Origin of the sequence: [Lactobacillus] rogosae (genome assembly GCA_900112995.1) — a bacterium.
Classification (GTDB): Bacteria; Bacillota; Clostridia; order Lachnospirales; family Lachnospiraceae; genus Lachnospira; species Lachnospira rogosae.
In genome coordinates this window covers 1-19,321 of record FONU01000010.1, presented here as the reverse complement: position 1 = coordinate 19,321, position 19,321 = coordinate 1, and the positions used below count along the sequence as shown (strand labels likewise).

At 36.5% G+C, this 19,321-nt stretch carries 16 protein-coding genes; 15 read left to right on the top strand and 1 reads right to left on the bottom strand.

The features are described from left to right. Positions 1 to 18 precede the first annotated feature (18 nt). Positions 19 to 2,493 (top strand): efflux RND transporter permease subunit, encoded by a 2,475-nt coding sequence (locus tag BM157_RS04980; protein WP_090140155.1) that lies wholly within the window; start codon positions 19 to 21, stop codon positions 2,491 to 2,493. Further along, positions 2,493 to 5,309: a GLUG motif-containing protein gene (locus BM157_RS04975; RefSeq protein ID WP_090140153.1), complete on the top strand. Its 2,817-nt coding sequence runs from the start codon at positions 2,493 to 2,495 to the stop codon at positions 5,307 to 5,309. Before BM157_RS04980 ends, BM157_RS04975 begins: the two co-directional genes overlap by 1 nt. Before the next feature lie 380 nt (positions 5,310 to 5,689). Here BM157_RS04975 and BM157_RS04970 read toward each other — a convergent pair whose 3' ends face one another. Continuing rightward, on the bottom strand, positions 5,690 to 6,334 hold the full coding sequence (locus BM157_RS04970) for a cupin domain-containing protein (protein WP_090140151.1): 645 nt from the start codon (positions 6,332 to 6,334) through the stop codon (positions 5,690 to 5,692). A 301-nt stretch (positions 6,335 to 6,635) separates the two neighbouring features. Here BM157_RS04970 and BM157_RS04965 point away from each other — a divergent pair, with 301 nt between their 5' ends. From BM157_RS04965 to BM157_RS04905, 13 genes are all read left to right on the top strand, one after another. Continuing rightward, positions 6,636 to 6,989: a winged helix-turn-helix transcriptional regulator gene (locus BM157_RS04965; RefSeq protein WP_242854082.1), complete on the top strand. Its 354-nt coding sequence runs from the start codon at positions 6,636 to 6,638 to the stop codon at positions 6,987 to 6,989. 138 nt (positions 6,990 to 7,127) lie between these two features. Next, complete coding sequence (locus tag BM157_RS04960; protein WP_090140149.1) at positions 7,128 to 7,499, top strand: GntR family transcriptional regulator; 372 nt, start codon at positions 7,128 to 7,130, stop codon at positions 7,497 to 7,499. A 56-nt stretch (positions 7,500 to 7,555) separates the two neighbouring features. Continuing rightward, a complete protein-coding gene (locus tag BM157_RS04955) occupies positions 7,556 to 8,257 on the top strand; it encodes an ABC transporter ATP-binding protein (protein ID WP_090140147.1) in 702 nt (233 codons plus the stop codon). Further along, complete coding sequence (locus BM157_RS04950) at positions 8,248 to 9,078, top strand: hypothetical protein (RefSeq protein WP_090140144.1); 831 nt, start codon at positions 8,248 to 8,250, stop codon at positions 9,076 to 9,078. Before BM157_RS04955 ends, BM157_RS04950 begins: the two co-directional genes overlap by 10 nt. Positions 9,079 to 9,155: 77 nt before the next feature. Further along, positions 9,156 to 10,496, top strand: coding sequence for an MATE family efflux transporter (locus BM157_RS04945; protein WP_090140142.1), 1,341 nt, complete (start codon positions 9,156 to 9,158; stop codon positions 10,494 to 10,496). Positions 10,497 to 10,543: 47 nt separating this feature from the next. Further along, positions 10,544 to 11,233 carry a response regulator transcription factor gene (locus BM157_RS04940; protein ID WP_090140140.1) on the top strand — a complete coding sequence of 230 codons (690 nt, stop codon included), beginning with the start codon at positions 10,544 to 10,546 and terminating at the stop codon, positions 11,231 to 11,233. After that, positions 11,230 to 12,297 (top strand): sensor histidine kinase, encoded by a 1,068-nt coding sequence (locus BM157_RS04935; RefSeq protein WP_055306216.1) that lies wholly within the window; start codon positions 11,230 to 11,232, stop codon positions 12,295 to 12,297. Before BM157_RS04940 ends, BM157_RS04935 begins: the two co-directional genes overlap by 4 nt. Before the next feature lie 181 nt (positions 12,298 to 12,478). Further along, positions 12,479 to 13,249, top strand: a complete 771-nt coding sequence (locus BM157_RS04930) for an ABC transporter ATP-binding protein (protein ID WP_055174009.1) — start codon at positions 12,479 to 12,481, stop codon at positions 13,247 to 13,249. Next, positions 13,239 to 15,275 (top strand): FtsX-like permease family protein, encoded by a 2,037-nt coding sequence (locus tag BM157_RS04925; RefSeq protein ID WP_090140138.1) that lies wholly within the window; start codon positions 13,239 to 13,241, stop codon positions 15,273 to 15,275. Before BM157_RS04930 ends, BM157_RS04925 begins: the two co-directional genes overlap by 11 nt. 331 nt (positions 15,276 to 15,606) lie before the next feature. After that, positions 15,607 to 16,020, top strand: coding sequence for a Fur family transcriptional regulator (locus tag BM157_RS04920; protein ID WP_022501934.1), 414 nt, complete (start codon positions 15,607 to 15,609; stop codon positions 16,018 to 16,020). 17 nt (positions 16,021 to 16,037) lie between these two features. Beyond that, positions 16,038 to 17,234, top strand: a complete 1,197-nt coding sequence (locus BM157_RS04915; protein WP_318255818.1) for a metal ABC transporter substrate-binding protein — start codon at positions 16,038 to 16,040, stop codon at positions 17,232 to 17,234. A 104-nt stretch (positions 17,235 to 17,338) separates the two neighbouring features. Next, the gene (locus BM157_RS04910) at positions 17,339 to 18,046 is read left to right on the top strand and encodes a metal ABC transporter ATP-binding protein (RefSeq protein WP_055174012.1); all 708 of its coding nucleotides are present in this window, start codon (positions 17,339 to 17,341) and stop codon (positions 18,044 to 18,046) included. Continuing rightward, on the top strand, positions 18,046 to 18,891 hold the full coding sequence (locus BM157_RS04905; protein ID WP_090140134.1) for a metal ABC transporter permease: 846 nt from the start codon (positions 18,046 to 18,048) through the stop codon (positions 18,889 to 18,891). Before BM157_RS04910 ends, BM157_RS04905 begins: the two co-directional genes overlap by 1 nt. The last annotated feature ends 430 nt before the right edge of the window (positions 18,892 to 19,321 follow it).

The window sequence follows — 19,321 nt, the reverse complement described above, 5'->3', positions numbered from 1 at the left end:
ATATGTACAGAAGAATTTATGAAGGAAAAAGAAGAAAAGCAAAAGGGTAATTTTTGGCTTACGGCAGCCACATTTATTGTGAATAAACGTAAAGCAATAGAAATTCTTTTTATTCTTGCGATTATTTATAGTGTGTTATCTATCAATAAAGTACAGGTCAATCAGGATATTACATCATACCTGCCAGCCGATAGTGAGACAAGACAGGGATTGTCTATTATGGACGAACAGTTTGTTACATATGGCAGTGCTAAGGTTATGCTTACCAATGTCACCTATAATCAGGCAGACGAGCTTGTAAGCGAACTTGAGGACATTGATGGAGTTAAGCAGGTAACATTTGATGACTCATCAGACCATTATAAAGGTACAGATGCTTTGTTTGATATTACATTTGATGGAACGGAAGATGAGGATATAAGCAAACAGGCATTGAATGATGTCAAGGATACGTTATCAGATTATGACGTATATGTTTCAACGGAGGTTGGTTCGGAAGAAGATAGTGCGGAATCACTGTCAAAGGATATGAACATTATTCTTGTACTGGCAGTAATTATTATAGTAGTTGTGTTAATGCTTTCAACAAAGGCATATCTGCAAATTCCAGTATTACTCATAACATTTGGTGTTGCGGCAATTCTTAATATGGGAACTAATTACTGGTTCGGTACTATTTCGTCTATCACCAACTCGATAGCAGTAGTGTTACAGCTTGCACTGGCTATTGACTATGCGATTATTCTCTGCGACAGATTTATGGAGGAGCACGAAACGCTTAATGCAGAAGAAGCGGTAAAGGTTGCACTCTCAAAGGCTATTCCAGAGATTAGTTCATCATCACTTACAACTGTATCAGGTATGGTTGCAATGATGTTTATGCAGTTCAGGCTTGGTTATGATATGGGTATTATATTGGTTAAGGCCATTATTATAAGTCTTATATCAGTATTCTTTCTTATGCCGGGAGTGCTGCTTATATTTGCCAAGGGAATTGATAATACACATCACAAATGTTATGTGCCAAAGATTACAATTGTTGGTAAATTTGCTAATAAGACCAAATATATAATTCCACCTTTATTTATAGTATTTCTTATAGCAGCAGCTATATTTTCAAATAACTGCCAGTATATTTATGATACAAGCTCAATTGTGAGTGCGAAAAAGAGTAATGCTAAGATAGCAGAAGAAAGAATAGAGGATACATTTGGCAAGAGCAACCAGTTAGTTGTTATGGTGCCAAAGGGCGATTATGAGTCAGAGAAGAGAGTGTTAGGCAAATTAGATAATCTAAGCTATGTTACATCAACACTTGGTCTTGCAAATGTGTCAATTAATGATGATTATGTGCTTACGGATAAGTTAAATCCTAGACAATTTGCTGAATTGATTGATATAGACAGGGAAGTAGTTGATGTGCTTTATATGGCATATGCTTATAATCATGAGCAGTATGGTCCTGTATTTACAGGAGTTAATGATTATGAGGTTCCTATTATTGATATGTTCTTATTCCTTTATGACCAGTATAGGGAAGGTTATGTAACATTAGATAGTGAGCTGGACGATAAGCTTAATACATTATATGATACGCTTCACGATGCCCAGCTACAGCTTCAGGGAAGCGGTTATTCAAGATTTGTGCTTAACCTTTCACTTCCGGTAGAAGGTCAGGAAACATATGATGCATTGGAAGAAATCCGTGGTATTGCAGCTCAGTATTATGGCACAGATAATGTAGTCCTTGTTGGTAATTCTACAAGTGACCACGATCTTGAGTCATCATTTGCATCAGATAATATTATTATAAGCGTACTTACTGCACTTTTTGTTATGATAATTCTGTTCTTTACATTCCAGTCAGCAGGACTTCCAGTGCTTCTTGTTCTTACTATTCAGGGAAGTATATGGGTTAACTTTGCTGTACCGGCATTACAGGGACAGACAGTATTCTTTATTGCATACCTGATTGTATCAGCAATACAGATGGGTGCTACAATCGATTATGCGATTGTTATATCTAACAGGTATTTGCAGTTAAAGAAGGAAATGCAGCTTAAAGATGCAATGATTGAGACACTTAACCAGTCATTCCCAACAATATTTACATCAGGTTCAATTCTTACTTGTGCAGGCTTCCTTATAGGTGAGATTGCCTCTGATGCGACAGTTGCTTCAATAGGTGTTGCACTTGGACGAGGTACATTAATATCAATTATCCTTGTATTATTCGTGCTTCCACAGATACTTTTACTTGGAGATATAATTATTGAAAAGACAGCTCTTACAATGAATATTGCAAGACCACAGAAAGAAGTTGCCGGCAGGGTAAGAGTTACAGGACACGTCAAAGGTTATGTACAGGGTGAGATTGATGCTGACATACAGGGAACATTCCAGGGACAGATGAAGGTATCAGTTGATTCAGTAATTCCAGGACGTCAGGGACAGGTTACATATGATAATACAGAGAAAGGAGATGAGCAGTAATGGTAAAGCTTAATACAAAATTTAATAAAATACTTGCAGTAATGCTGTCACTGCTCATTATCTTTGCGGCATTTGGAAATATTATTCCATATGTGGTACAGGCAGAGGAAGCTGACAGTGATGTTATAGTAATTTCCAGTGCCAGGGAACTTATTGAATTTGCCAATAACTGTAAATATGACAGTTACAGCAGGGGCAGGACAGTAAGACTTGCTACAGATATCAATTTATCTAATACAGATTTTAATGGAATACCATATTTTGATGGAACATTTGATGGTGCTAACCATACTATAAGAAGCTTTAATGTCGATTATAAGGGTTCAGATTATGGCTTTTTCCGTTACCTTGGAGAAAATGCTTATGTATGCAATTTTAGTGTATCAGGAAGCGTTAATACATCTGGTTCACAGAAGAATATAGGAGGAATTGCCGGTGTTAATTATGGTACAATAACTAACTGCACATTTTATGGAAAAGTCAATGGTACAACATATGTAGGTGCGATTGCAGGAATTAATAAGCCGGGTGCTAATATAACTAACTGTCTTAGTGATGCTGTTGTTACAGCAACTAACCAGACAGGTGGAATAGCTGGCAAGAATGAAGGACTTATAAGTGAATGTGTATCAAGAAGCCGCGTTAATACAGATGAATTAGCTTCATCACTTGATGTCGGTGGAGTTGATGTTGGAACATTTAATATTACACAGCACGTTGTAGACCGTAACGATATGGGTGGAATAGCAGGTAATTCATCTGGTGTTATTTCATCGTGTACAAATTATGGAACAATTGGATATAACCATACAGGTTATAATGTTGGTGGTATAGCAGGAAGCCAGAATGGAAAGATACTTAACTGTACCAACGAAGGCGATATATACGGCAGAAAAGATGTCGGCGGTATTGTCGGACAGGCAGAGCCTTATATAGAGTCTGAATATTTACAGGACAGAATTGATACAATTCAGGGCTCTGTTAATAATATAAGCAATACATTAAACAGCTTGTCAGATTCAATGAGCAGTGCTTCATCTAAGACAAGAGATTATGCAGAAAGCATTACTAACCAGTATAAGGAAGATGCAGATGTATTATCGGACTCTTTAAAAGAAGTATCTGACTCTATGCAGGATAACCCTGATACAAGAGAGTATTTTGACAATATTAATAATGCACTTAATAAGATAAAAGACATTCAGGGGGATGATAAAATTTTATCAGACTCCCAGAAAGATGCTATCGATGAGCAGTGGGATATCATTAATGATAATCTTAAGGACATCAGTAACACAATGGCAGATTCGAGTGATACAGCAGAAGACTTTGTAAAAGATGTGTCAGACCAGCTTGGAACAGGCAATATTACAGGAGATATTCAAGGTATTGTAAATGTTCTTGATGAACAGATACAGAATATTTCTGACAGTATCAATACCATTTCTTCACAGATTAACAATATAGGAAGTACAGTGAATGATACAGCACAGCTTGTTACAAGTGATGACAGTCATATAGAAGATATTTCCACGGCGGAAAATGCAAAGAATACAGACGGTGTTATAACTAAATCAGTGAACAGGGGAACTGTATACGGTGACCTTAATGTAGGTGGAATAACAGGAACTATGAACATTGAATATGATGTAGACCCTGAGTATGATCTGGATTTAAGAAGTTCAACAAATGTCAAGCTCCGTTCAACAGTCAATGACATAGTAATATACTGTGTTAATTATGGAGAGGTTACTTCCAGAAAAGATTGTGCAGGCGGAATAACTGGTTTGCAGGAATTAGGACTTATATATGGCTGCGAGGGCTATGGAAGTGTTAAGTCTGAAACTGGTGATTACGCAGGTGGAATAGCTGGTAACAGTGTCAGTTCAGTATCAGATAATTACAGCCTTTGCAATGTTGAAAGTGACAGTTATGCAGGTGGAATATGCGGACAGGGATACACAGTTAAGAATAATGTGTCCATTGCAACAATCAGCGGTGATGGTGAGAAAAAAGGTGTGATTGCCGGAACTACTGATTCAGAAGGAAGCGTAAGAAATAACATATTTGTGAGTGACATTTTAGGCGGCATAGATGATATTAATTATAGCGGTATTGCTGATAAGGTGACTTATGATTATGTTATGTCACTTGATAATATTCCAGAAGGCTTTCATCAGATAACAATAACATTTAAAGCTGATGATTACGTTGCTGGAACTAAGGTAATAGCCTACAATGGCAATATTACAACATCAGACCTGCCATCAATACCAAAGAAAGACGGATATTATGGCGAATGGCCGGCAGATATTACAGTAAGTCCTATAACACAGAATAAAGTTGTTGAGGCAGAATATCACCTCTGGACAGAAAGTCTTGCATCTAATGAGAAAAATGCAGATGGCAAAATATTATTCCTTGCAGAAGGTAAGTTCTACAACGATGACAAGCTTGTAACCAGGACTTGTGACATAAGCGGTCTGTCAGGAGATGTAGTATATGCTTATAGCTGGCAGATATTAAGCTCTCACACAAGCCAGCAGGATACTGTTACAGGGCATTTTCTTGTAGAAGATAGTGATGGCAGCAATGAAATATGGTATGTAGATAAAGACGGCAACAACTGGGTCAAAGCAGACGCGAAAAAGAACGGCAGTTACATAACAGCCGTAATCCCATACGAAGCCGATTTTGCCCTTATACACAAGAGCTCCAACAAAATAATCTACTACATAGCCGCCGCTATAGCCATAATACTTCTTGCCACAATAATAATAATAAAGCACAAGAAAGCCAAACCAACAGGTAAGTAGTAAGAAACAAAAGCCAATATAAGATATGAAAAAATGCTCCCATCCAGCTAACAGGTAAATCCCAATTCACCAATCATCTGGAAAGGAGCATTTTTAAATATCATACCAAAGCGAATAATATACGATATAGTCATAACACTCTACAGAGTTCATCTACAAAGAACAGTGTCCACACGTCACAACAATCTGCACCAAGTTGTGAGCCTATGCTATATTGCAAGCTGGGTACTGTTGAAGCCGCCGGTACTTAGCGGCTGTCCTTTAGCCGCTTAGTATCCGCTGCGGTTTCAAGTAGCGGGAGCGTGCCCAGCGGTAATATAGCAGAGCCTCGCAACGTCCGTTAGTAATAGCTGTCCGTCATTCATCACTGCTTTTTGGAATTACTCTAACACAAGTAAAAGCGCCATCTTAAACTTTCCATTAGCTGTCACACTATGAAGTCCATTTTTTTCAAAACGGAAACATTCACCTTCTGAAAGCTCATAATCTTTACCTTCATATCCTATAGTTGCCTTGCCTTCAAGTGCAAATACGATAGCATTACCAGGTGCTCTGTGAGGTGTAAGACCTGTTCCTTCGTCAAATGCCATAAGCACATACTTCATATCAGGAGTGCTTACAACATCCATATTGGCAATACTGCCTTCTTCGTAAGATATAAGGTTCTTAAGTGCAAATACTTCATTAGTTTTTACGTTAGCGTTCATATTAATATCCTTTCCTGTACATATAATCTCTGTATACACAATTCCGTTAGATGTCTGCATTCCGCATAATGTACCAGCAGGTACAATAAGTAGTTCATCTGGCTGTAATTTAATAGTCTTAGGTTCTTCTCCAATAATGAATTCTCCCCAGCCAGAAGCTCCAATATACATAGTCATTCTGTCATAGCTTTCCTGACTTATGGAAGTATCCTTTCCCATAGAGAAGTAAGTTACTTTGGTAGAATTGCCAAGCTTGGAATCTCTTGAGATAGTCATACCATTTCTTGTCGGGCGAAGTTCTTCAATACTAAATTTCATAATCCTCCAATCTGATGAATAGGGTACATCTAATAGGTGTGGTTGTATAATAATTCTTGTTACAATTTAGAATATAACCTATAATTATATAAATGGGAAGTACGCACATTTAGGTTATATACTTTCCTTTAGGTTGGTGTGGAGTGAAAAAATTCTGGCGGAGGGGTAATGGAGGACGGACGTTGTGGAGGACGTGTTGTATTACCGCTGGGCACGCTCTCGCTACTTGAAACCGTAGCGGTACTAAGCGGCTAAAGGACAGCCGCTTAGTTTTTTGATAACTTAGGAAGGAGTTGGATTTATGAAAGAGATGTGTAGTTTGTGTTGTCAGACGGGGGAGGGGATTGGTGATACGGATTTTGGGTATACTTTGTCGCTTATAAGTGGGAAGTATAAGCTTGTGATTATGTACTGGCTGGCTAATCATAAGGAGGTTATGAGGTATAGTGAGATTAAAAGATGTATGGGAAATATATCACATAAGACACTTAGTGCCACATTAAAGGAGATGGAGGCGGACAGGCTTATTGTAAGAAAAGAGTATCCTCAAATTCCACCAAAAGTAGAGTACAGCCTGTCAGAAAGAGGAAAGTCTTTAGTACCGGTTCTTGTTGCAATGTGCAAGTGGGGCGGAGAGCACAGAGATGATAAATAAATATATTGACATTTTATTAACTGTGTATTATTGTACTAATAGAGTAATACAATAATACAATGTAAGGCGCATATATTGTTTATGCATTACTACCATATGGGAATTATCAATATTGATTATAAGCAGGAGGAATAAGTTATGAGTTGGAACTTTAGTAACGATGTCCCTATATATCTGCAAATAATGGAGCATTTTAAAGTTCAGATAGCCAGCGGAAAGCTTGAGGTTGGCGATAAGATTCCGCCGGTGAGGGAGCTGGCATTGGAGGCAGGAGTTAATCCTAACACAATGCAGAAGGCTTTATCAGAGCTTGAAAGAGAAGGCTATCTTGAATCACAGAGAACATCTGGAAGATTCGTTGCAGACAGAGGTAAACAGATAGACAGGTTAAAGCAGGATATGGCTCTGGAGCTTTGTGAGAGCTTCTATAATGGAATGAAAAAGATAGGTTTTACTCCAGAAGAAGCAATTGCAGAGTATAAGGAATATATCAGCCGTATAGAGGAATAAAAGTTATAACAGGGAAATTATAACAGTGCTTTAATTTATCTTGGAATGGAGGATATATGAGCAATTTGGTGGAGATTAAAGAATTAGGTAAATGCTACGGCAAGAAAAAGGTTATGAATAATCTGTCACTTTCCCTGGAAAGTGGCAGGATTGTAGGAATATTAGGTCCTAACGGAAGTGGCAAGAGTACACTTATTAAGATGATGGCAGGCGTGCTTAAGCCAACGTCAGGACAGATTACAATTAATGGGTATCTGGTTGGTGTCAATACTAAGAAGATAGTGTCATATCTTCCAGAAAGAACATACCTTAATCCATCTATGAAGGTAAAGGAAGCAGTTGATTATTTTGCGGATTTCTATGAGGATTTTTCCAAGCAGAAAGCACTTGATATGCTTGAGAAGTTCGGAATTAATGAGCAGGATAAGATAAAGTCACTTTCTAAAGGAACAAGGGAAAAGGTGCAGATAGTGCTTGTTATGAGCAGGGAAGCAAAGCTGTATCTTTTAGATGAGCCTATGGGAGGTGTTGACCCTGCGGCAAGAGACTACATTTTACGAACAATAATAAGCAATTATAATGAAGATGCGACAGTTGTTATAACAACACATCTTATCAGTGATATAGAAAATGTTCTTGACGAGGTTGTATTTATAAAACAGGGCGAGGTATATCTTAAGGAGTCAGTTGATGATATAAGAACCAAATACAATAAGAGTGTTGACGCTTTATTCAGGGAGGTGTTCGTATGTTATTAACAGCAGGCAGATTAATAAAATATGATTTGAAAGAATTATTTAAAAAACACATTGCATTATATATAGTTACATTACTTGCAGCATTTGGGTGCTGGGCATTACATATGTTGTCAGAATATGTTCCGGATAATGGCATTACACCAGTGGCATATCCGGTTATGATAGCAGTTTATGTAATTGTATGCGTAGTTTTATTTATTGTAAGCATAGTATTTGTGATATTATATTTTAGAAGAAGCACGTTAAAAGATGAGGGCTATCTTACCCACACACTTCCAGTTCCTGTATGGCTTATATATGTATGCAAGCTTATATCAGGATATATTATATATCTTGTTAATTTTGTAGTGATTATTGTTTCTGTATGTATATCAATTGCAAGGGTGGACTGGATATGGAGAGTGCCAGAGAGTATTAATGAGCAGTTAAATGTGTTAGGATATAAAGGCAGCTTCTGTACATTGATGATTATATTGATTATATTGTCAGGGATATATATGTATGCAATGTTCTTTTTCTGTATGTGTATGGGATATACAGCCAATGGCAACAGGGATGCATTCTCATTTGTAACATATATTGCAGTGTATATTGTTGGACAGATATTGAATGTTATTGTGCTTTTACTTACGCCAATAAAGGGGAATGGTAATATGTTTGAAGAGATGATTAAGGAATCTGTAACGGGAAGTGATGTGGCATTTACGTTTGAAGAATTCGGACATATTATGACAGGTTCGGTTGTGGTGTCAGTAGTTATGTTTATTGCGTTTGTGGTTGCCTCAATATATATACTCGATAAGAAATTAAATCTTGAATAATAATTTTAAAGCTTAATTTCTGGTAACTATTATTTAAGAAGTCTTTTTTACAAGAGAATTACTTAAGGAGCAGTATTATGGCAAGAAGTACGGATTTGACAAAAGGAAATATAACGAGAGGCTTATGGGGATTTGCACTTCCTCTTATGTTAGGAAATGTATTACAGCAGCTTTACAATCTTGTAGATACGTGGGTTGTTGGACGATATGTAGGTGATAATGCACTGGCGGCAGTAGGTTCGTCATATACGCTTATGACATTTCTTACATCAGTAATTATAGGCTTGTGTCTTGGCAGCAGTTCATTTGTGTCTATGGCATATGGCAGAAAAGATGTTAAGGCTATCCGTAATGGAATATTCTTATCATCATCTATGATAGGTGCAATTGCTGTTGTGATTATGGCATTGTTCTATATATTAGTTGATAAGATTATATTACTTTTGCAGGTTCCGTATGAAATTGCCGGAGATATGAAAGAGTATCTTATATATGTGTTTATAGGTTTTATTGCAATATACATATATAATTATGTGTCTAATATATTAAGGGGAATTGGCAACTCGGTAGTTCCCCTTGTATTTCTATCAGTGTCTGTTGTGCTTAATATATTTTTAGATATATTGTTTGTGGCAGGTTTTAATATGGGAATTAAGGGTGCGGCAGCAGCAACAGTGATAGCACAGTATATATCTGGAATAGGAATATTTATATATATGATTGCGGCTTATCCTGAATACAGGATACATAAAGATGATATGCAGTTTAATAAAGAGAATATAACGAATATATTTTCTTTATCAGGCTTTACCTGTCTTCAGCAGTCAGTTATGAATTTTGGAATATTATGCGTACAGGGAATAGTAAACAGTTTTGGTACAGTGATTATGGCAGCATTTGCAGTGGCTGTAAAGATAGATACCATAGCATATATGCCGGTACAGGATTTTGGAAATGCGTTTTCAGTATTTGTTGCACAGAATTACGGGGCAGGGCAGAGACAGCGTATTAAGAAAGGAATAAAGCAGTCAGTAGTAAGCGTTATTATATTCTGCATGTGCATAAGTGCAGTTGTATGTGGATTTGCAGACACATTTATGGGTATATTTGTTGATAATTCAAGCGTGGAAGTAATTAATGCGGGAGCTGTGTATCTTAGAATAGAGGGAACATTTTATATAGGAATTGGAATATTATTTATGCTGTATGGCTATTACAGGGCAATCAATAAGCCGATGATGTCAGTTGTGCTTACAGTGATATCACTTGGAACAAGAGTTGTGCTTGCATACACTTTATCTGGAATATCAGCAATCGGGGTTATTGGAATTTGGGTGGCTATTCCTATCGGCTGGTTCTTAGCAGATGCGGCAGGGATTATTTATTACATTTTTAAAGCAGGTAAAAGCCACATATAAGTGTGACATAAGCGTGGCAGAAATGTGAGCGGAAATGGAGAAGAATAATGAGCAGGATATTAGTTGTTGAGGATGATGAGGTATTACGAAATGAGCTTATTGAACTTTTGCGTAATGAAGGATATGAGGCAGAATATATAAGTACATTTTCAGATACGGCAGGACAGATTATAAAATCAAAGCCAGATCTTGTGCTTCTGGATATTAACATTCCAGAGCTTAATGGAGAGCTTGTATTAAGAAAGTTAAGAAAAGAGGCGGATATACCGGTAATTATGGTGACGAGTAGAACATCAGAGAGTGATGAGGTGCTGTCAATGAGCTATGGGGCAGATGATTATATAACCAAGCCATATAACCCGACAATACTTATGCTTAGAATATCTGCTGTAATAAAGAGGACAAGAAAGCAGGACAGCAGTGAGGCAGATACAGGTGAGAAGGGAATATACCAGTATAGGCAAGCAGCTGTTAATACTGCGAAAGGAACATTAAGCCGTGGGGAGAAAGAGCTCGTGCTTACCAAGAATGAGATGATAATATTCTTAAGTCTGCTTAACAATATAGGAAAGATTGTATCAAGAGATGAACTTATGACGGCACTGTGGGATAACGAGGAATATATTAATGATAATGCACTCACTGTTAATATAAGCAGGTTAAGAGCGAAGCTTTCGGATTTCGGATACGAAGATGCGATAGAAACAAGAAAGAAACAGGGGTATTGTCTTGTATGAAATTAAAAGAATATATAAAAGATGAGTTGTTTAAAATTATACTTATTATTGTATATATAATACTTATATGTGGGCTTCTGTGTGCATTTAACTTCGGAGTACAGATGGCGGCACTTATGGCTGTACTTGCAGCCATATTTTTTATTATAATGTTCATATGGGATTTTTGCAGAAAACGGAATTTCTATAACAGTCTTATTGATAATACACAGAGGATTGATAAGAAATATCTTGTTATTGAAACACTGGATGAGCCGGAATTCTATGAGGGAAACCTTGTGTATACAGCGATGTATGACATTAATAAATCTATGATTGAGCATATTAACCAGTACGAGAGGGGACAGCAGGATTTTAAAGATTTCATAGAAATGTGGGTTCACGAGATAAAGCTTCCAATAGCAAGCCTTACGCTTATGTGCCACAATGACAAAGAGCATATAGATAAGAAATTTATTACACAGCTTAACAGGCTTGATGATTATGCAGACAAGGTACTTTATTATGTGAGGTCAGAAAATGCAGAGAAAGACTACTCATTTGGAAAAGTTAATCTCAAAACAATTATTAACAAGACAGCAGTTAAGAATAAAGACATAATATTAAGCAACAACATAAGTCTTAATGTCCACGACATAGATACTTATGTTAATACTGATGCCAAATGGCTTGAATTCATAGTCAACCAGATTATAAGCAACAGTATTAAATACAAAAAGACATCAGGAGAGGCTTATATCGAAGTATATTCAGAGCAAAGACAGGACAGTGGCACAGACAAAGTGGGGCAGGCTGTGCTTCATATAAAGGATAACGGAATTGGAATACCAGCTAAAGATATAGATAAAGTATTCATTAAATCTTATACAGGTTCTAACGGAAGAAATAACGCCAAATCAACAGGAATGGGCTTGTATATTGCTAAAAATATGTGTGGCAAGCTTGGACATAATATAGAGATAAAGTCAATTGAGGGAGAATATACAGAGGTTGAAATAATATTTTACGGGGACAGCTATTACAACCCGGTTAATATTGAAAAGACTGATATTACACAAAGTTGATATTATAGAAAACTGATATTTAAAAAGTTAATATTATAGAAAGCTAATATTACAAAAATGTAACATTGCGTAATATTAGAATTACGACAGATAACAAAATCCTTATTACAATGTAGAGGAAGTCAAGTGATTGGCAGATATGAGCCTTAGAGGTTTCGTATACAGAAATGGAGGATTTTATATGAGTGAGAATATTTTGAGAATTCAAAATGTAGAGAAATACTATGGCAGCAGGAATAACCTGACTAAAGCGATAGATGACATATCGTTTGATGTAAATAAGGGTGAATTCGTTGCTATTATGGGTGCTTCGGGAAGCGGTAAGACAACACTTCTTAACTGCATATCTACAATTGATAAGGTTACAAGTGGCAATATATATGTAGACGGCAATAATATCACACAGCTTAAAGGAAGTGCTCTTAACAGATTCAGAAGAGATAAGCTGGGATTTATATTTCAGGATTTTAATCTTCTGGACACACTTACAGCATATGAGAATATTGCACTTGCATTGTCAATCAGAAATGATTCTCCTGAGGTAATTGACAGGGCAGTAAAAAATGTAGCAGAACAGCTTGATATAACAGAGATATTAAATAAATATCCCTACCAGATGTCAGGTGGACAGAAACAGAGAGTTGCTTCTGCAAGGGCAATTATAACAAGTCCAAGTCTGGTGCTTGCCGATGAGCCGACAGGAGCTCTTGACTCAAGAGCTGCTAAGCTTCTTCTTGAAAGGTTTAATATGCTTAACAGGGAATTGCAGGCGACAATACTTATGGTAACACACGACTCATTTACTGCAAGTTATGCAAGCAGAATTATATTTATCAAGGATGGTAAGATATTCCACGAGCTTAACCGTGGCGCTGATGACAGGAAGACCTTATTTAACAAGATAATAGATGTTGTTTCATTATTGGGAGGTGACGCGGGCGATGCTCTTTAAACTATCATTTTCTAATATGAAAAAAAGCCTGAAGGATTATGCAGTATATTTCTTCACGTTAATACTCGGTGTTGCGATATTTTATCTTTTTAATGCAATCGAAACACAGACAACTATGCTTAAAATATCAGAAGACACAAGAGAGATAGTAAAGCTTATTAATACAACACTTTCGGGAGTAAGTGTATTTGTTGCATTTATACTTGGATTTCTTGTTATATATGCAAGTAATTTCCTTATGAAGAAGAGAAAAAAGGAATTTGCATTATACATTCTTCTTGGAATGGGAAAAAGGAAAATATCACTTATACTGTTTCTTGAAACACTGATTATAGGTGTTATATCGTTAGGAATAGGACTTGTGGCAGGAATAGGACTTTCACAGGTTACAAGTATATTTGTTGCCAATATGTTTGGGGTTAACATTGAGAAATACAGATTTGTATTTTCTCAGCAGGCATTTGTAAAGACATTGATATATTTTGCAATTATATATGTTATCGTAATACTCTTTAATATGTTCTGCATTAACAAATATAAGCTTATAGACCTTCTTACAGGAAGCAGAAAGGCAGAAAAAGCAACTAACAAAAATCCATATATATGTGCAGTTGTATGGATAATATCAGTTGTACTGCTTGCATTTGCCTACTATAAGGTATCAGATAGCAGGAATCTTGAGTTAGTTACTGACCTTGCCAAATATATAGTGATGGGCTGTGCAGGCACATTTTTATTCTTCTGGTCATTATCAGGAATTATGTTCTCAGCAGTACATTCTATGAAAAAGGTGTACTATAAGGGGCTTAACAGCTTTGTGTTCCGTCAGATGAGCAGCCGTATGAACAGCAACGTGTTCGCAATGACAGTTATATGCCTTATGATGTTTATAACAATATGCGTATTATCAAGCGGACTTACAGTGCGTAATTCACTTGTACACAATATTGATATGCTATCACCAGCAGATGTGCAGATAGAGAAGGAACTTTATTCAGATGATGAGGCAGAATTGATTAAAGATTATTATAAGAGAAAAGATATTGACCTTGAAGATATTCTTAAAGATATAGTAGATGTGTATGTATACAATACAAGTGAACTTACAATTAATGATACTTTAGGAAATACAGAAGCAGCGAAGGCTGATAATCCGGATATCGCAGATAATATTGATTCATCATATTTTGATGCATATTATTCTGAAGATATTATGAAACTTAGTGATTATAACAAGGTGGCAGCTCTGTATGGTAATGAACAATACAGTCTTAGTTCTGATGAATATATAATTGTTGCAGACTTTAAGTCGATGGCAGAAGTGCGAAACAAAGCCTTAGATAAGGGAGTAAAGATTGCTTTAAATGGGGAATTGTTAAAGCCAAAATATAATCGTTGTTCGGATGGTTTTGTCCAGATGTCATCTAACCATATAAATATAGGAATTGTGGTTGTGCCAGACGAAGTACTTGAAACAATGCTTCCAACAGGTGAATATTATATTGGTAATTATAATATACCAGAGGGTGATGAACGTGAGGCAGTTGATAAAAAGATTGTAAAGATAGCGAATGGTGCTGGTAAAGAAGGTATTATAATGGATATTAATACGCTTATTTCAGTAAAAGAGAATTCAATGGGACTTGGTGCTATGATAGCATTTATAGCATTGTACATTGGACTTATATTCCTTATATCAGGAGCGGCAATACTTGCATTAAAAGAACTGTCAGAAAGTGCCGACAATCTTGGCAGATATAAGATACTTAAAAATCTTGGAACAGACAATAGCAAAATCAATCACGCAGTATTAAAGCAGACAGTGATATTCTTTGGAATACCAATGTCACTTGCAATAATACACTCAATATTCGGAATGAGGGTAAGCTATATGGTGATGGAACTGCTTGGTACGGAATATATGGTACAGTCAATAATAATGACCGGAGTGTTTATACTTTTGATATATGGAGGGTATTTTGTTATAACTTATAATAGTTGTAAGAATATGATAAAAAATATTTGATTGGGCAATTGGGAGAGAGGAATGTAGGTTGTGAGGGATTGGGGAGAGCTGGCACAGGCAACGGCGACACGCTTGCGCTTAAGTGTCGGCGGCTCCCCATCCTAATCTACATTATTGGCAGGAATGAGAGAGTTTACTTCTTTGCCAGTAAATATTGTTAAATAAATATAAACATATTGACAGAACTATAGTTAAATGATAATATGCGAAATGCAAATGATTTGCAAATTTAATGCAAATTACAATGCATTTCGCATTTTTTATAAAAAGGGAAGCCATTAAAGTAAATTAGCAATTAATGCCCTCCCTCACAAGAAAGGAGCTATACATAATGCCCAAAACATACCACACCAAAGCTACCCAGGAAATCGAACAATATCTTTCACTCCAGAAAGACAAGAGCTTCTGCGTGGCTGACGTATATCATTACCTTGAAAGCAACAATGTAGATGTAAACCAGTCAACAGTGTACCGTACGCTCGACAGAATGACAGATAATGGAGTGCTTGTGCGTTTTAAGACAGCAAGCAGTGGTAATTATTATTATAGAATATCAGATGAACATAATAATTGTGATGCACATCTTCATATGCAGTGCCGTAAGTGTGGAAAGGTTATGCACCTTGACTGTGCATTTATGGACGAAATAAGAAAAAATCTTATGAAACAATATGGATTTACACTTGAATGTAATGGCTCAACTTTAAGCGGTCTTTGCAGGAATTGCAAAGATGAGCAGGGTTAGAATGGAGTAAAGATAATATGCAGAATAAGCATTTTAATATAGATATAAAAATGGCAGGAAAAAGAATAAAAGCATTATTTATGAGTACTGTTTTTCTGATTGGTACATTTTCAATGCTGTTATTAACAGGCTGTTCATCAGATACAGGGTATGATGATGACAGGATAAGCATTGTGTGTACAACATTCCCACAGTACGACTGGCTAGGTCAGATAATAGGTGATAATTCCGATAAATTCAGGCTGACACTTCTTATTAATGGTGGAGTGGATTTACACAGTTACCAGCCTTCAGCTAAGGATATGACTAAGATTTCATCAGCAGACGTGTTTGTGTATGTCGGAGGCGAGTCTGATGCGTGGGTTCTTGATGCGGTAAGGGAAACTAAGAATAATGATATGATAAAAGTCAATATGATGGAGCTTATAAGCGACAGGACTAAAGAGGAAGAGGTAATAGAAGGTATGCAGGAAAGCCGTTTCCAGTTCAGGCATACACACACACATTCCCATAGTGCAGACGACCACAGTGATGACCACGCAGATGAGCATAGTGATGACCATACAGCAGATGACCACGCAGATGAATATACGGCAGGTGACAACAACGATGACCATAGCGAAGATAATCACGCAGACGACCACAGTTTGGAGGCAGGGCACAGTCACACAGACGAGGATATTGAATATGACGAGCATATATGGCTTTCATTAAAAAATGCGGCTGTATTAACACAGTATCTTGCGGATATAGTCAAGGATTTGGATAAAGATAATTCGCAGTTATACCAGGATAACGCTGATGCGTATATAAATCAGCTTGCCGGACTTGATAGTGATTATGAAAATGTATGTGAGAATTCAAGGCTTAAGACAGTTATATTTGGCGACAGATTTCCATTCAGGTATCTTGTTGATGATTACGGAATTGATTATTATGCCGCATTTGCAGGCTGTTCAGCAGAAACAGAGGCAAGTTTTAAGACAGTTACATTTCTTTCTGGCAAGATAGACGAGATAGGAACAGGAAGCATACTTGTAATTGATGGTTCTGATAAAAGAATAGCTAACACTATTAAGGGCAATACAAGCCAGAAGAACCAGCAGATACTTACTATGGATTCGATGCAGTCGGCAGGGACAGATGATGCAGATTATACATATCTGAATGTTATGAGTAATAACCTTGTCGTATTAAAACAGGCTTTACAATAGATTTTAATGTCAGACGTGAACGATAATTTTTGTGTTTATTATACTTACTATGAGAATGTTTATCAATAACAATTGATAAATAGGAATTGAGAAAGGAAAAGAAAATGTCATATATAGAATGTGAGAATTTGGCTTTGGGATATGAGGGCAAGGCAGTTGTATCAGGTCTTAATTTCAAGGTCAATAAAGGTGATTATTTATGTGTGCTTGGTGAAAATGGAGCTGGAAAAAGTACACTTATAAAGACACTGCTTAACCTTATAGATAAAGTATCAGGAAGGATAGAATATGGTGATGGCCTTAAGGATTATGAGATAGGTTATCTTCCACAGCAGACAGTTGTACAGAAGGATTTTCCGGCTACTGTATGGGAAGTTGTTCTGTCAGGAACACTTGCAGGAAGCGGATTTAAGCCATTTTACGGAAAGAAAGAGAAAAGTCTTGCAATTGAGAAGATGAGAGAGCTTGATATTACAGACCTTAAGAAAAAATGTTACCGCAATCTTTCAGGCGGACAACAGCAGAGGGTCTTACTTGCAAGAGCACTCTGTGCAACTTCCAAGGTAATACTTTTAGATGAGCCTGTTACAGGTTTAGACCCTAAGGTGACAGCAGAATTTTACGAGCTATTAAAGAAGCTTAACGATAAAGGAATAACAGTAATTATGGTGTCCCACGACCTTCAGTCGGTATCATATGCGACACATATTCTTTATCTCGACAGTAAAGACAGCTTTTATGGTACTAAGAAAGAATTTATGCAAAGCGACAAAGCCAATGTATTTGGACAGATGGAAGGAGATGAGGAGTAATGAGTGGCTTTATACAGGAATTTCAGTTTTATATGTCATATCCATTTGTAAGATATGCGCTTATCGTAGGCGTGCTTATCTCTTTATGCTCATCACTTCTTGGCGTGACACTTGTGTTAAAGAGATTTTCCTTCATAGGAGATGGCTTGTCACACGTTGCATTTGGTGCACTTGCAATAGCTACAGTGTTAAAGATTGCTAATGTAAATATATTCATTATGCCTGTAACAATAGTGTGTGCGATATTGCTTCTTAGAACAGGAACTAACACGAAATTAAAGGGTGATGCAGCAATAGCTATGCTTTCAGTAGGCTCAATGGCAGTTGGTTACCTTATATTAAATGTGTTCTCAGTATCCTCAAATGTATCAGGAGATGTGTGTTCCACACTTTTTGGTTCGACATCAATCCTTACACTTACAGGCTTAGAAGTTATTATGTGTGTAATAGCCTCACTTGTAGTCGTTGCATTTTTTATAATATTTTATAACAGAATATTCTCAGTGACATTTGATGAGAATTTTACACGCTCAATGGGCAAAAATACTAATGTATACAATCTTATGATAGCAGTTATAACAGCAGTAATAATCGTGCTTGCAATGAACCTCGTAGGCTCACTGCTTATAACAGCCCTCTTAGTATTTCCGGCCTTGTCAGCGATGAGAGTAATGACAAGCTTCAAATCAGTTATAATATACTCAGCAATCCTTTCAGTATTTGGGGCAGTATTTGGAATAATAATATCAATATTTACCTCAACTCCAGTAGGTTCGACAATCGTAACGATATATATTCTCATTTTCATAATTAACTGTATAATTGGAAGAATTCTGAGAATATGATATAATGAGCACAAAAGTGCTCATCTTAAAAGTTCCTTACGGAACTTTATATGTGCTTAAAAGCTGCACAAAAATTATGATATAATATGACTACTTCGTAGTCACTTAGAAGTTTCTTCGAAACTTCGGATGCGTGGAAAAGCAACGCAGGGCATATGATATAATGAGCACAAAAGAAAAAAATCAGCATACAATTAAATATAATACAGATATTAAACAGTGAGTAGCATTTTGCATAAATCCGACTGATGTCAGATTGGCTATCTCACTGCTTTTTTGTTTTTATTAGAATATTTTTATTGGAATTAATTCAGGAGGTGTTTATGAAAGATACTTATTCCAAAATAAAAGATAATTATAATTGCCCATTTAATCTTATAGATGACCTGATAGGTGGAAAGTGGAAGCTTAGGATAGTTGCACACATAAT

Coding starts and splice junctions, on each gene's coding strand:
- BM157_RS04980 (WP_090140155.1), top strand. CDS start 19: ATGAAGGAAAAAGAAGAAAAGCAAAAGGGTAATTTTTGGCTTACGGCA.
- BM157_RS04975 (WP_090140153.1), top strand. CDS start 2,493: ATGGTAAAGCTTAATACAAAATTTAATAAAATACTTGCAGTAATGCTG.
- BM157_RS04970 (WP_090140151.1), bottom strand. CDS start 6,334: ATGAAATTTAGTATTGAAGAACTTCGCCCGACAAGAAATGGTATGACT.
- BM157_RS04965 (WP_242854082.1), top strand. CDS start 6,636: ATGAAAGAGATGTGTAGTTTGTGTTGTCAGACGGGGGAGGGGATTGGT.
- BM157_RS04960 (WP_090140149.1), top strand. CDS start 7,128: ATGAGTTGGAACTTTAGTAACGATGTCCCTATATATCTGCAAATAATG.
- BM157_RS04955 (WP_090140147.1), top strand. CDS start 7,556: ATGAGCAATTTGGTGGAGATTAAAGAATTAGGTAAATGCTACGGCAAG.
- BM157_RS04950 (WP_090140144.1), top strand. CDS start 8,248: ATGTTATTAACAGCAGGCAGATTAATAAAATATGATTTGAAAGAATTA.
- BM157_RS04945 (WP_090140142.1), top strand. CDS start 9,156: ATGGCAAGAAGTACGGATTTGACAAAAGGAAATATAACGAGAGGCTTA.
- BM157_RS04940 (WP_090140140.1), top strand. CDS start 10,544: ATGAGCAGGATATTAGTTGTTGAGGATGATGAGGTATTACGAAATGAG.
- BM157_RS04935 (WP_055306216.1), top strand. CDS start 11,230: ATGAAATTAAAAGAATATATAAAAGATGAGTTGTTTAAAATTATACTT.
- BM157_RS04930 (WP_055174009.1), top strand. CDS start 12,479: ATGAGTGAGAATATTTTGAGAATTCAAAATGTAGAGAAATACTATGGC.
- BM157_RS04925 (WP_090140138.1), top strand. CDS start 13,239: ATGCTCTTTAAACTATCATTTTCTAATATGAAAAAAAGCCTGAAGGAT.
- BM157_RS04920 (WP_022501934.1), top strand. CDS start 15,607: ATGCCCAAAACATACCACACCAAAGCTACCCAGGAAATCGAACAATAT.
- BM157_RS04915 (WP_318255818.1), top strand. CDS start 16,038: ATGCAGAATAAGCATTTTAATATAGATATAAAAATGGCAGGAAAAAGA.
- BM157_RS04910 (WP_055174012.1), top strand. CDS start 17,339: ATGTCATATATAGAATGTGAGAATTTGGCTTTGGGATATGAGGGCAAG.
- BM157_RS04905 (WP_090140134.1), top strand. CDS start 18,046: ATGAGTGGCTTTATACAGGAATTTCAGTTTTATATGTCATATCCATTT.